This is a genomic window from Rhodococcus sp. KRD162 (assembly GCF_017168335.1).
GTDB lineage: Bacteria > Actinomycetota > Actinomycetes > Mycobacteriales > Mycobacteriaceae > Rhodococcoides.
Map to the genome: position 1 here is coordinate 210,578 of NZ_JABFAU010000002.1, position 12,113 is coordinate 222,690.

At 64.8% G+C, this 12,113-nt stretch carries 15 protein-coding genes; 7 read left to right on the plus strand and 8 right to left on the minus strand.

What is annotated here, in order from left to right; genetic code table 11:
• Positions 1–29: 29 nt before the first annotated feature.
• Positions 30–782: an alpha/beta fold hydrolase gene (locus J1M87_RS02120; protein ID WP_206487240.1), complete on the plus strand. Its 753-nt coding sequence runs from the start codon at positions 30–32 to the stop codon at positions 780–782.
• Here the strand turns inward: J1M87_RS02120 and J1M87_RS02125 are convergent.
• The 4 genes from J1M87_RS02125 to J1M87_RS02140 form a co-directional block, all read right to left on the minus strand.
• Positions 771–1,514, minus strand: coding sequence for an AIM24 family protein (locus J1M87_RS02125; protein WP_206487242.1), 744 nt, complete (start codon positions 1,512–1,514; stop codon positions 771–773). The genes J1M87_RS02120 and J1M87_RS02125 overlap by 12 nt on opposite strands.
• A 9-nt stretch (positions 1,515–1,523) precedes the next feature.
• Entirely contained in the window at positions 1,524–2,201 is a 678-nt protein-coding gene (locus tag J1M87_RS02130; protein ID WP_206487244.1) for an AIM24 family protein, read from the minus strand.
• A gap of 1 nt (position 2,202) precedes the next feature.
• A complete protein-coding gene (locus J1M87_RS02135) occupies positions 2,203–2,811 on the minus strand; it encodes an AIM24 family protein (RefSeq protein WP_206487458.1) in 609 nt (202 codons plus the stop codon).
• Between the two features lie 67 nt (positions 2,812–2,878).
• Positions 2,879–3,856 (minus strand): LLM class F420-dependent oxidoreductase, encoded by a 978-nt coding sequence (locus J1M87_RS02140; RefSeq protein ID WP_206487246.1) that lies wholly within the window; start codon positions 3,854–3,856, stop codon positions 2,879–2,881.
• 59 nt (positions 3,857–3,915) lie between these two features.
• On the opposite strand from J1M87_RS02140, the gene J1M87_RS02145 reads away from it, so the two are divergent.
• Entirely contained in the window at positions 3,916–4,296 is a 381-nt protein-coding gene (locus tag J1M87_RS02145) for a VOC family protein (protein WP_206487248.1), read from the plus strand.
• Positions 4,297–4,337: 41 nt separating this feature from the next.
• Here J1M87_RS02145 and J1M87_RS02150 read toward each other — a convergent pair whose 3' ends face one another.
• Positions 4,338–5,438 (minus strand): S1C family serine protease, encoded by a 1,101-nt coding sequence (locus J1M87_RS02150; RefSeq protein ID WP_206487250.1) that lies wholly within the window; start codon positions 5,436–5,438, stop codon positions 4,338–4,340.
• Positions 5,439–5,541: 103 nt separating this feature from the next.
• Here J1M87_RS02150 and J1M87_RS02155 point away from each other — a divergent pair, with 103 nt between their 5' ends.
• The gene (locus J1M87_RS02155; protein WP_241256238.1) at positions 5,542–6,867 is read left to right on the plus strand and encodes a sensor histidine kinase; all 1,326 of its coding nucleotides are present in this window, start codon (positions 5,542–5,544) and stop codon (positions 6,865–6,867) included.
• Positions 6,864–7,529, plus strand: a complete 666-nt coding sequence (locus J1M87_RS02160) for a response regulator transcription factor (protein ID WP_206487252.1) — start codon at positions 6,864–6,866, stop codon at positions 7,527–7,529. Before J1M87_RS02155 ends, J1M87_RS02160 begins: the two co-directional genes overlap by 4 nt.
• 8 nt (positions 7,530–7,537) lie before the next feature.
• On the opposite strand, the gene J1M87_RS02165 is transcribed toward J1M87_RS02160, so the two are convergent.
• The gene (locus tag J1M87_RS02165; protein ID WP_206487254.1) at positions 7,538–7,924 is read right to left on the minus strand and encodes a hypothetical protein; all 387 of its coding nucleotides are present in this window, start codon (positions 7,922–7,924) and stop codon (positions 7,538–7,540) included.
• Positions 7,925–7,958: 34 nt separating this feature from the next.
• On the opposite strand from J1M87_RS02165, the gene J1M87_RS02170 reads away from it, so the two are divergent.
• Both J1M87_RS02170 and J1M87_RS02175 read left to right on the plus strand, forming a co-directional pair.
• The gene (locus J1M87_RS02170; protein ID WP_206487256.1) at positions 7,959–8,792 is read left to right on the plus strand and encodes a DUF72 domain-containing protein; all 834 of its coding nucleotides are present in this window, start codon (positions 7,959–7,961) and stop codon (positions 8,790–8,792) included.
• A 130-nt stretch (positions 8,793–8,922) separates the two neighbouring features.
• Positions 8,923–9,894 carry an NAD-dependent epimerase/dehydratase family protein gene (locus J1M87_RS02175; RefSeq protein ID WP_206487261.1) on the plus strand — a complete coding sequence of 324 codons (972 nt, stop codon included), beginning with the start codon at positions 8,923–8,925 and terminating at the stop codon, positions 9,892–9,894.
• Positions 9,895–9,929: 35 nt separating this feature from the next.
• Here J1M87_RS02175 and J1M87_RS02180 read toward each other — a convergent pair whose 3' ends face one another.
• A complete protein-coding gene (locus J1M87_RS02180; RefSeq protein WP_206487266.1) occupies positions 9,930–10,358 on the minus strand; it encodes a VOC family protein in 429 nt (142 codons plus the stop codon).
• A gap of 62 nt (positions 10,359–10,420) precedes the next feature.
• On the opposite strand from J1M87_RS02180, the gene J1M87_RS02185 reads away from it, so the two are divergent.
• Positions 10,421–11,446: a YafY family protein gene (locus tag J1M87_RS02185; RefSeq protein ID WP_206487268.1), complete on the plus strand. Its 1,026-nt coding sequence runs from the start codon at positions 10,421–10,423 to the stop codon at positions 11,444–11,446.
• Between the two features lie 22 nt (positions 11,447–11,468).
• On the opposite strand, the gene J1M87_RS02190 is transcribed toward J1M87_RS02185, so the two are convergent.
• Entirely contained in the window at positions 11,469–12,035 is a 567-nt protein-coding gene (locus J1M87_RS02190; protein ID WP_206487270.1) for a TetR family transcriptional regulator, read from the minus strand.
• Positions 12,036–12,113 lie beyond the last annotated feature (78 nt).

Genomic DNA, 12,113 nt, shown 5'->3' on the forward strand with positions numbered 1-12,113 from the left:
GCTGTACCTCCTGAAGGTGATACTCCAGTATGCGCGTTTTCTCCGAACAGCCGCCGCGGCTTCGCACGTTCGTGGTGCCGGGCAACTCCGACCCGGCCCTGGTGTTTCTTCACGGACTCGGCTCGGCGGGGGTCCCGGCATTCGGTGCCCTCGCCGTCGACCCCGCGTTCGAGGGGCGAACGCGGGTACTGCCGGACCTGCTCGGCTGCGGTTACAGCGACCGTCCACATCATCTCGGCTATTCGCTCGACGACCATGCCGCTGCCGTGGCAGACCTACTCGATCGACAGCACTTGACCTCCGTCGATCTGGTCGGCCACAGCTTGGGTGGTTCGATCGCCGTCGTGCTCGCATACCGTCGACCTGATTTGGTGGGACGGCTGATCGTGCTCGAACCCAATCTGCTGCCGTGGGACGGTACTGCGAGTGTCGACATCGCCCGGCAGTCCGAGGCCCGGTTCGTCCAATCCGGACTCGCCGCGCTCATCGCCGACGCCGATCCCGAGTGGGCGTCCACGCTGCGCATCACCGACCCCGTTGCGCTGCATCGCACCGCCGTCGGACTGTGCGTCGGGCCGGAGCCGACGGTGCAGTCCATGCTGGAGTCGCTGACCGTACCGCGATCGTTCGTCTACGGGGAGCGCACCGGCGCGCCGAGTCAGGAGCACCGATTGGCCTCGGCCGGAGTGCATTTCGCATGCATCGCCGATGCCGGGCACGTCATGATGGCCGATAATCGCGAATGCGTCGTGGAGGCACTGCGAGCAGGGCTACTGCTGTAGGCGTGAGCCGATGGTGGTGTGCAGTGCCCGCAGTGAGTTCTGTCCGAGCGAGACCGTCTGGGATTCTATGTAGCGCAACAGGTGCGAATCGTTGAGCACCTTTTCGCTCGACTGGATCAGCACCGTGCCGGCGCCGGTGAAATCGAACTGCCGCTCCTCGCCGCTGTTCGCCCCGAGAAATCCGCGCGCCGCACCGAGGAAGTTCTGCATCCAGTCTGCATCGAAGTGATGGGACGGTGAGGGGCAATCTGCCCATCCCACAAGGGCTTCCGGATCGATACGAAGCGGCGGCTCGGCGAACATCACGGGGCCGTTGGATGACGCCAGGAACTTTCCGGTGCCGAGCAGAGTCAGGAATCCCGGCACGATGGACTGCTTGAGATCCAGAGTCGGCTCGAACGCAAGAAGGTTCGCGGCCCGGATGGTGAGGTTGCCGTCGTCGAGGTCGTAGCTGTTGATGTTGAATCCGCGGTCGCCCAGAATCAGCTTTCCCTGTCCCTGCGCGAGCACCCAGTCGTTGGAATACAGCGGTGACGAGAACCGCGCCGCCACGATGGCAGGCATGGATGTCTGCCCGAGCGGCTCGAAGCGAACATTGCCGTAGTACGCGATCATCGCGCCCTTCGAGGTGAACCACGGCTGGCCGGACAGTTCGACGCAGAACGCGTAGCCGTTGCCGGGGACGTTCTCGTCGGCAGGCAGGGTGTACGGGGTATGAATGTCCAGGCTCATCGCTGCTCCTCAGAACTTCTGCTCGGACGCCTGGACCCACACCGTGCCCATGCCGGTCATCTTCAACTGGATTGCCTCGCCGCTGCCTCTGCCGACGGCGTCCCGCCATCCGACGTTGGCGGAGATCTCGACGGCGATGTTGCCGATATGGCAGACGTACGCCTGCGGATCCACCACCACCTGAGGGTGATCGGGGCCCACTTGCAACGCAATCGCTCCCCCGTGCGAGAGAACGGCGACGCTGCCCTGCCCGGTGAGCTGGGTGGTGAACAAGCCTTGGCCCGTCATCGCGCCACGCACCGCTCCGCGGACTCCGCCCTGAGAGGTCAGCGCCACGATGGAACTCTGCAGGTACCCGTCGTGCACCAACAGGCGGTCGGCTTCGACGGTGAGCATCGAGGAACCGTCGAGTTCGATCACCTCGACATACAGGCCGGCGTGCCCGTAGAAGACCTCGCCCTGCCCCTCGGCTGCCATCATGGCGACGTGTTCGCCTGCCATCATTCGTCCGGCCATCCCGGCAACGCCGCCCACACCCGGCATGGCCCCGGCGCTTCCGCCCATCGACTGCGGAACGAACCGGACGTCGCCGGTGTAATACAGCATCGATCCACGACGTGCCAGCACGTTCTGATGCGGTGCCAGAACGGATTTGACGACTTTGCTGTTGACGAGTTCGAGCGGCACGTCAGCGCTCCTCGGGTTGGATGTAGACGACGCCCTGGCCGTCGAAGCGGAGGGAGAACGCCTCGCCGCTGCCGCCGCCGATGGCCGAACGCCACGTGACATCGGTGACGAAACTCTGGTTGAGCTGTCCGCGGTGGGCGACGAATGCGTCGGGATCGACGACAAGGGGGTACTGCGGATCGACGGCGAGGGCGATGAGGGGCCCACCTTTGGACAGCAGCGCCACCGTGCCCGATCCGCCGACCACGGTAGTGAACAAGCCCTGGCCCGAGGTTGCACCGCGTAGGCCGGAGAATTTGATATCGGTGCGCAGTTGGCCTGCGAGAGCGAGCAGCTGAGAGGACTCGACGTGGAGGTTGTCGCCCTGCACCTCGACGAGAGTGATGTCCTGGGCGTCGACGGCGAAGTAGACAGTGCCCTTACCGGACACGTCCATCAGCGACAGTGATTCGCCGGTCACCTTCTGCTTGAGTGCGGCACGAAAACCGCCGCCCCCACCCACCCCTGCGTTCTTGAAGGTCACGTCGCCCTCGTACGCCACCATCGAACCCGACAGCGCGCGCAGGGAATCTCCGGTCAGGTCTGCGACCAAGACGCGGTGCCCGTTCATCCTCAGCTGAGCCACGGGGGAACTATGCCACCGCTCGCGCCCCCGCGGCTACTGCTGGAGAAAAAATCTAGACGAGCGGCTTCAGTGCCTTACCTGCGAGTTCGACCACACCGGGCTGATGTCCGTTGGCGACGAGGTTGATGATGATGCCGTCGACGCCCCGATCGAGGACGCGCCGCTGGACCTGCTCGGCGACGTCATCGGGCGTTCCGCAGAAATGGCGATCGGTTGCTTTCGCCGCATCCTCGTCCGAGAGGTTCGCCAGATCGAGACCCTGCTTCAGCACGAACTCGCGCTGCAGTTCCTTGGCCTTGTCGCCGTCCTCGTCGATGATGACGAAGGCGAGGAAACTGGTCTCGAGGTCCTTCGGGTCGCGGTCGACCTCCTCGCAACGTGCCTGGACGGCAGCGATCTTGCGCGGCAATTCGGTTGCATCGCAGATGATGTTGAGATGATCGGCGAACTGTGCAGCCAGGCCGAAGGTCTTCTTCTCGCCGCCGCCGCCGAGCATGATCGGCAGATCGTCACGGACGCGCGGCTCGTTCATCGCGTTCTCGACCTGGTACCAGAGGCCGTCGAACGTGGGGCGCTGGCCGCGCAGCATCGGTTCGATGATCTGCAGGGCCTCGTCGAGCCGCTCGAATCGGTCGGTGAACGTGCCGAACTCGAGTCCGAAGCTCTGATGTTCGAGCTCGAACCATCCCGCTCCGATGCCGAGAATCGCGCGACCGCCGCTGACGACGTCGAGCGTGGTGACGGTCTTGGCCAGGATCGCGGGGTTCCGGTAGGTGTTGCCGGTGACCAGGGCAGAGAGCTGGATGGTGTCGGTGGCCGTGGCGAGAGCGGACAGGGCAGAGTAGGCCTCGAGCATCGGCTCGTCGGGCTTGCCGATTCCGGGAAGTTGGTAGAAGTGATCCATCACGAACGCGGTGTCGAACCCGGCCGCTTCGGCCTCGCGCGCCTGCGCAATGACCTGGGGAAAGAGTTCCGCGACCGAACCGTCGTAGCTGAAGTTGGGCATCTGGTAACCGAGGCGAATAGTCACCTGATCCACGCTACTCGGATTTCGGCCCGTGCTGCGTGTGAGAGGACGATAATTCGACGATGACAATCATGGACCTGACCAGGGCACCGTTCTCCGGATTTGCCGTCGACGATCTCCCGGCGGCGCGCGCCTTCTACGCCGAGACGCTCGGACTGACGGTCACCGAGAACGACATGGGCATGCTGGAATTGCACCTGGGGACCGGGGCGATCGTGCTGATCTATCCGAGGCCCGGACATGTACCAGCGCAGTACACGATCTTGAACTTTCCGGTTGCCGATATCGAGACCGCAGTCGACGCGTTGATCGCGAAAGGAATTGTTTTTCAGCAGTATCCGGACATGGGCACCGATGAGAAGGGAGTGTTTCGACACGGCGGCCCGTTGATCGCCTGGTTCACGGATCCGGCAGGGAACGTGTTGTCGGTGCTGGAGGGCTGAGCGAGCCCTCAGGCTGCGGGAGTGGAGCCTGCGGAACGACCCTAGGCTGACGGCATTCCTTGCGCCAGAGTGACTGTGCCGGAACTTCTGATGCCGCTGTCGTCCACCCATTCGACGGCGGCCGATTCGCCCGGCACGCGGCCGATGAGTGCTTCCGACAGGTCCGAGGCGGATCGGACATCGGTGCCGTCGAACTTCACGATGATGTCTGTGCTCGACAATCCCAACGTCTGGGCCGGGGAATCAGGGGCGACCGATACGACTGCCGCGCCGAGTGCAGGCTTGTTCTCGAAGACCGATACATCACGCACGGACACTCCGAAGTACGGCGTCGGACCCACATGCACTGTGCCACCCGATCTTCCGGAGACAACCTGATCGAGCACGGCGACGGCCTCGGCGATGGGAACGGCATACGCTTCGGGTGCCTGTGGCGGTGAGTACTCGGTGCCGTTGCGCGCGTCCTCCGACAGACCCGCGGTGTTCACCCCGACCACCCGGCCCCAGGCGTCGAACAGTGGGCCACCCGAATCGCCCGCTCGCACATCGGCATCGACCCGAATCATCCCTTCGAGAGTGTTCCGCGAGCCGTCCACAGAACTGCGGGTGAGCACCCGCTGGTCGAGTGCAGTCACTGCACCGGGCGCAGGCACCAGCACCCCTGCGCCCGAGGCATTCCCGATGGCGGTCACCGCATCACCCACCTCGGGAAGTGCGTCCGGGGCAAGCTCGACCACCGGCAGGTCGGCCGCGGTGATCAACTGCACGACCGCCACGTCGCGGGATTTGTCGTAACCCAACACGGTGGCGTCGTATATGAGTCCGTTGCCCATGTGTACTGCGCTGATGTCGGTGGCATGCTCGACGACGTGGAAGTTGGTGAGCACGATTCCGTCGGGTGCCACGACGAAACCGGTGCCGGCGACTCCGGAGAAGCCGGCCGACGCGGAGAGGGTGACGACGGCTGGATCGACCCGAGCCGAGAGTTCGTCGAGTGTCAGCGGCGGCGGTTCGACGACGGGAGCCACGGGTGTCGGCGCGGCAGCGAAGTCCGCTGTTCCTGGGCCGAGCGTCGGGGCCGTGAACAGCGCCAGTCCGGCGGCGACCAGCGTCAGCATCACCGCCCGTCCGCCCGACCGCATAGCAATCGATTATGGTCCGATGACGATGGTGGTGCCAGCTACACCGGCGAATCGAAGGGTTGGCACCATCGATTTGCCGCGCTGGGACCGACAAACTTCACGTATGGCTTTCATCGAACGTACCGGGTACACGGAGGACAAGGTGTGGAACGCGATCCTGCGGGCACCGTTCGAGGCGCGAACCTGGCGCGAGGGCTGCTATCTGATGGTCAGTTCGATGGTGGGGTTCCTCGGCGCGATGTACCTCCTCCTCGGGTTCGTCACCGGTCTTTCCCTGGTGGTGGTCCTGGTGGGGATACCTCTTCTCGCCCTGGTGATCGTCGGCGGGCGTAGTTGGGGGGCTCTGTATCGGGCGCTGTCGGAGTCGATGCTGCGCTCCCCGGTGCCGCCGCCGCCGCCGCAGTTTCGGGCCGGTGGGATGTTCGGTGTCGTGCGATCGGGCCTGTCGGATCGAGCCGGCTGGCGTGCGCTGATCTTTCTGGCCATCGAATCGGTTCTGTCGTGGGTCAGTGCCCTCGTGATCCTCACCTTTGTCGCGTTTCCTGCATTCCTTGTCGTGTCGCCGGTCGTGTGGCTGGTGGTTGCGCCGATCAACTACGACTCCGACGGCGTCGCACACCAGTCGGTGATGCAGATCGGCTCGGTCTACTTCGACACGCTTCCGCAAATGTCGGCGCTGGCGGTGGTGGGCATTGTCGGTCTGTTCTTTGCGCCGTGGCCTGTTCGGGCACTGGCTTCGGTGGAACGATTTCTGATCGGTGCGCTACTCGGAGCTACCGAGGACGATGCGAGGGTGGAGCACTTGGAATCCTCACGCGCGGCGTTCGTCGACGATTCCGCGGCCACGCTGCGCCGGGTCGAACGGGATCTGCACGACGGTGCGCAGGCGCGATTGGTCACGATGGCGATGGCGTTGGGCCGCGCCGAGGAGAAGATCGCACGGGGGGAGGACGCGTCGGAGTTGGTGGCGGCGGCACACGGCACAGCGAAGGAGGCGTTGGCCGATCTACGTGAGGTGGTTCGCGGTATTCACCCTCCTGCACTGGATGTGGGTGTCGAGGCCGCGCTGCAGACCCTGTGCTCGCGCAGTACCGTGCCGGTGGAACTGTCGGTGTTGCTACCGTATCGACCCGGCCAGAGTATCGAGACCATCGCATATTTCACCGTGGCCGAGTTGCTGACCAACGTGGCCAAGCATGCGAGCGCGTCGTCGATCTGGGTCGACGTCCACGCCGACGGTACGACGATGGTGATCACGGTGCGAGACAACGGTATCGGAGGCGCAAAAATCGGTGGCGGGACGGGTCTGACGGGTCTGCTGGCCAGAGCCGGATCCGTCGACGGCACACTGCGTGTGGACAGCCCGCTGGGCGGGCCGACGGTGGTGACGGTGCAGCTGCCGATGACCTCGGAAGGAAGTCGATTGTGAAGGTCGTCATTGCCGAAGACAGTGTGATTCTTCGAGATGGATTGGCACAGTTGCTGATCGACCGTGGTCACGAGGTGGCCGCCTCGGTGGGCGACGCCGAATCGCTCGGGGTTGCCGTCGAGGAATTGTCGCCGGACGTCGCGATCGTCGATGTGCGAATGCCGCCGAGCTTCACGGACGAGGGGCTGGTCGCAGCGGTACATCTGCGGCGTCGCCATCCGGACGTGGGAGTCATGGTGTTCTCTCAGTGGATCGAAACCCGTTATGCGGCCGAGCTTTTGTCCGGAAGTGCATCCGGGGTGGGCTACCTGCTCAAGGATCGAGTGGCCGATGTGGCCGAGTTCGTCGAGGCCCTGACCCGCGTCGCTTCGGGTGGTACTGCGCTGGATCCGGAGGTGGTGGCGCAGTGGGTCGGGTCGAGTGCTCGACGCGCGATTCTGAACACGCTGACGACCCGCGAAAAGGAGGTGCTGGACCTGATGGCCCAGGGTTTGACGAACGCTGCTCTCGCTGCGGCGCTGCACGTTTCGGAACGAGCGATCGAGAAGCACGTGGGAAACATCTTCGGCAAGCTCGGGCTACCCCCGTCGGACATCAATCACCGGCGCGTGATGGCGGTCCTGCACTATCTCGGTCGCCCGTCGAGCTCGACCTCGCCGTGACTTCACGATCACCGATACCAACGCCATAACCGTGGTGCCACCGTCACCAGCAGGAGTGCCAGAACAGTGACCACGGCCTGGCCGACGCGTCCTGCCGTCACACCGCCGGCCGGATCGTGGGGTGGGTAGTTCACCACGGCGTTGGCTGCCGCATCGAGGATCAGGGTCGTGGTACCGAGCAGTAGTCCGATTCGCCTGCGTCGCGCGATGAGCACCGCCGCGAGCGGATCGAGTACGACGAGGGCGACGAAAAACCATGCGATTACTGCAGGTGTGCCTGGATAGGGATGCCCTGCGCCGCCGATCAGCTGTACAAGATGCACGGCCGTGCCGTACGCGAACACCGCTGTGAACAGGTACGTCAGCACGTGGACGTGCCGTGGGGCGGATCGCACGGAAACGACGGTACGCGCCGTCTACAGTCTGCTCATGCCCGCGCCTCATCGCCCCCGAGTTCTGATCGGTATTTCCGGCTGGACCTACGCGCCGTGGCGCGGCGATTTCTATCCGGCGGGCCTGGCGCACCGCAAGGAGCTCGAGTACGCCTCGGAGCATGTGACGTCGATCGAGATCAACGGGACGTTCTACGCGATGCAGAAGCCGTCGAGCTTCACCAAGTGGCGCGAGGAGACGCCGGACGAGTTCGTTTTCTCCATCAAGGGTGGCCGCTACGTCACGCACATCAAGCGCCTGGTGGGTGTCGAGAGTGCACTCGCGAACTTCTTCGCCACCGGAGTGCTGACCTTGGGCGACAAGCTGGGGCCGTTTCTGTGGCAGTTGCCGCCGAACCTCGAGTTCGATGCGCAGAAGGTGGCGGACTTCTGTGCTCTGCTGCCTCGAACCGTCACTGCTGCAGTGACTCTGGCGCAATCGCGCGATGACAAGTTGGCGGAGGATCGAGTGTTGTTACCTGCCGCTTCGCCGAGGCCGTTGCGGCACTGTGTCGAAGCCAGGCATGCCAGCTTCGCCTCCGACGACGCGGTGGAGTTGTTGCGGCGCAACGATGTTGCGTTCGTTGTCGCCGATACCGCGGGCAAGTATCCCTATGTCGAGACTGCGACAGCCGATTTCATGTATGCCAGGTTGCACGGCGATCAGGAGCTGTATGCCAGCGGGTACACAGACGCCGCCCTGGATCGATGGGCCGAGAAGATCGCGGACTGGACGTCGACGGGACGCGACGTCTACGTGTACTTCGACAACGATGTCAAAGGTTACGCACCGTCCGATGCAATGAAACTGATCGAGCGAGTCGGTAGATAGATAGATATTCGGCTCTCTAGCGTGTGACGAATACGGCGCTAGTGAACGCTAGCGGGTCTCGCTGCTGTGAGCGGAGCGGACCACTGTCGATCCGCTGCGATGGCAGCCCGTTCACCGGCACACTGGGTTCATGAAACTACTTGTTCTCGGCGGCGGCGACTTCGTCGGGCGCACTGCCGTCGAACATGCCCTTGCGCTGCAGTGGGACGTCACGGCGCTCAATCGTGGAACGGCACCATCGGATGCGCGTGTCACCCGACTTCGGGGAGACCGGCGTGCGGCCGATGGGCTGGATTCCATTCGAGAAGGCAGCTGGGACATCGTGTTCGATACCTGGTCCTGGGAACCCGGCGTGGTGGCGCGTTCGGCTGCTTCGCTCGCCGACCGAGTGGGCAGCTACGTCTATGTCTCGAGCCGATCGGTGTACGACGCGCCGACGGCGGGAGCGAGCGAAACCTGGCCGACGGTGCAGGGGCCGGGCGAGGACTATGCCCGATGCAAGCTCGGCGGTGAGCTGGCCGCCCACGCGGCATTCGGCGATCGAGCACTACTGGTGCGGGCGGGGCTGATCCTCGGGCCGTACGAGAATATTGGCCGACTTCCCTGGTGGCTGAACAGAATCGATCGGGCGGGGGACGTGCTGGCACCCGGTCCCGCCGATCTGGCCCTGCAGTACATCGATGTCCGCGATCTCGTCGCGTGGAGTCTCGATGCAGCGGCGCGAGGGCTGGGCGGAGCGTACGACGTGGTGAGCCGGCCCGGTCACGCGACGATGGGCGAACTGCTGCAGTGCTGCATCGCCGCGACCGAATCCGAGGCTCGCTTGTGCTGGGTGGAACCGGACGTTCTCAGCGCTGCGGGCGTGCAGCCGTGGACGGAGCTACCGATCTGGATTCCGCCTGGTGCGGATCATGATTCGCTGCACGCATCCGACGTTTCGAAGGCATCGGCCGCAGGGCTTCGGACACGTCCGATTCAGGAGACCGTCGTGGACACGTGGAAGTGGCTGCAATCGCTGAACGGGCGGACGCCCATCAGGGGTGATCGGCCGCCCGTCGGGCTCCCGGCTGATCGGGAGGCGGCAATTCTGGCGGGTCGGTGACTCGGCAGACGGTCCGGGGCGTGTGCCCCGCGCTCTCAGCGGTCGTAGCGGCCGGAGAAGCGGTCGATCGCCTCCGCGCTCACCGGGCTGAACACGCCAACGAGGTTCTGGTCGGGATCACGAAGGAAGAAGACCCGGTTGCCCCACGGCATGAGTGCCGGCTCGGCGACGAACTCCGCGCCCAGGGCGGTCAGGCGGGCGTACTCGGCGTCGACGTCGTCGACGAGGAACTCGAAGATCGCCGACCGGTTGGCGGCTGCCTCGGCAGAGCCGGGTGCGAACATCGGCACCGTGGCGGTGCTGCCGATCGCGAGGGTCGCGGTCGGGGTGAGGATCTCGGCGAAGACCGGCGCGGGGCGTACGGCGGTGGTGCCGGTGAGCTTCTCGTAGAACTCGACCATCGCGTCGAGGTTGTCGGTGATGACGCGGGTCGAGACGAATGCGGTGGCATGTGAGTTGGTCATGGCTGTGACGATATGGCCGATACAGGGCTGAATCCGCCCGGTATTCGTGGGAATCTGTTCACGTGGCCCGCTCGACTGCTCGTGTGTTGACCCTCCTGGAGTCTCTCCAGTCCGGAGGGATTCAGTCGGTCGCCACTCTCGCCACCCGGCTGGGCGTCGACGAGCGGACCGTGCGCCGCTATGTCGCGCAGCTGGTCGAGATGGAGGTGCCGGTCGAGTCGATCCGCGGGCGGCACGGTGGTTACCGCTTGGCGCGCGGCTACCGGATGCCACCGCTGATGTTGACCGACGAGGAGGCACTCACGCTGCTCTTGGGGCTGGTCGTGGGCAGCCGTGGCGGCGGGTTGCCGATCGACAGCGAGACCGTGGAGAGCGCTGTCGGCAAGTTGCGGCGCGTCCTACCGCGAGGAACGGCGGCACGGCTGGACGCGCTGCTGTCCTCCGCGGACCTGGCGCTCCTCGGTCCGCTCGGAAGCAGGAGCGCGGACACTGTCGGTGACACCGATCCGAAGGTGTTGATGGTCATCGCCGAGGCCACCCGCGATCGCCACCCCGTCGAGATCGGCTACACCCGCAAGGACGGGCAAGCCAGCCGGCGCACGATCCTCCCCTACGGCATCGTCGCCCGCTCCGGACGCTGGTACGTCACAGGCCACGAGTCGGCTACCGGTGAGGTCCGGACCTTCCGTGTCGATCGGATCACCAACCCTGTGGCGTTGCCCGGATCGTTCAACGTTCCCGGCGACTTCGACGCGAGCGCGATCGTTCTGGCGAGCCTGGCCGCCACCCCGTGGCGCTATCGGGTATCGGTCCGCGTAGCCGGCACCATCGACGACCTACGCTCGCAGTTTCCCGCCGGCCTGGCGACGCTGGAGCCGGCCGCGTCCGTCGACACGGAGCCGTGGACCCGCGTTCGCCTGCGCGCCGAGCGCCTCGACTGGGTGGTCCCGTATTTCGCCGGACTCGGCCGCGACCTGTTCATCGAAGAACCAGGCGAGCTTCGAGAGCAGGTCCGGATTCTGGCCGGGCGTTTGCTTGCTGCGTGCGGTGACGACCCGCTTCCGCCTGGAGATCCACTCTCGACCTGACGCTAGAGAACGATAGACAACGCTACGGAGCGCAAAGTCGTCGTACCGCGCCCTCGATGATCGATGCCCGACGCTGGTGTTCCGCGTCGTCGATCGGGCCGCAGTCGCTACCGGGAGCTGTCATCCAGGACGAGGTGATGCCGAAGATCATGGTGAACAGATCGTCGACGGTGAAGGCGTCGGATATCAATCCGTCCTGCTGCGCGGCTGCCATGACATTTCGCCGCTCGGCGATCACCGCATGGATGTCGTCGGCACCTGCGACCGCCGTGCCGCCTTGAAGCTGCGTCCACAGCAGCAGTCGGTGTTCCTGGGGATTGGCTGCGAGGTGCAGATATTCGCGTGCGGCGTATTCACCGAGATCATCGACGGTGAAGGGAACCGCCTCCAGAAAGCGTGCGAATCCGTCTTCCACAACGGCCCGGAACAGTGCTTCCTTGTCTCCGAAGTATGCGTACAGGCGTTCCTTGCTCGCCTTCGCCGAGACCGCGATGCGGTCCACCCGTGCCCCGGCCAGTCCGTGCTCGGAGAACTCTGCGCGTGCGGCGACGACGATGCGGGCGCGGGTTGCGCTGGCGTCTGGCTTCATATCGGCCACCATACCTCCTACCAACTAGTTCGTTTGACTCTCGGTGCGGCGTCGCTTAGGTTTTCGTCGGGACATCTT

Bases quoted from the DNA above. Each gene is read 5' to 3' on its own strand.
- J1M87_RS02170 (WP_206487256.1), top strand. From the start codon at position 7,959: ATGCCCGCGCCTCATCGCCCCCGAGTTCTGATCGGTATTTCCGGCTGG.
- J1M87_RS02135 (WP_206487458.1), bottom strand. From the start codon at position 2,811: ATGAACGGGCACCGCGTCTTGGTCGCAGACCTGACCGGAGATTCCCTG.
- J1M87_RS02155 (WP_241256238.1), top strand. From the start codon at position 5,542: ATGGCTTTCATCGAACGTACCGGGTACACGGAGGACAAGGTGTGGAAC.
- J1M87_RS02150 (WP_206487250.1), bottom strand. From the start codon at position 5,438: ATGCGGTCGGGCGGACGGGCGGTGATGCTGACGCTGGTCGCCGCCGGA.
- J1M87_RS02190 (WP_206487270.1), bottom strand. From the start codon at position 12,035: ATGAAGCCAGACGCCAGCGCAACCCGCGCCCGCATCGTCGTCGCCGCA.
- J1M87_RS02125 (WP_206487242.1), bottom strand. From the start codon at position 1,514: ATGAGCCTGGACATTCATACCCCGTACACCCTGCCTGCCGACGAGAAC.
- J1M87_RS02120 (WP_206487240.1), top strand. From the start codon at position 30: ATGCGCGTTTTCTCCGAACAGCCGCCGCGGCTTCGCACGTTCGTGGTG.
- J1M87_RS02180 (WP_206487266.1), bottom strand. From the start codon at position 10,358: ATGACCAACTCACATGCCACCGCATTCGTCTCGACCCGCGTCATCACC.
- J1M87_RS02145 (WP_206487248.1), top strand. From the start codon at position 3,916: ATGACAATCATGGACCTGACCAGGGCACCGTTCTCCGGATTTGCCGTC.
- J1M87_RS02175 (WP_206487261.1), top strand. From the start codon at position 8,923: ATGAAACTACTTGTTCTCGGCGGCGGCGACTTCGTCGGGCGCACTGCC.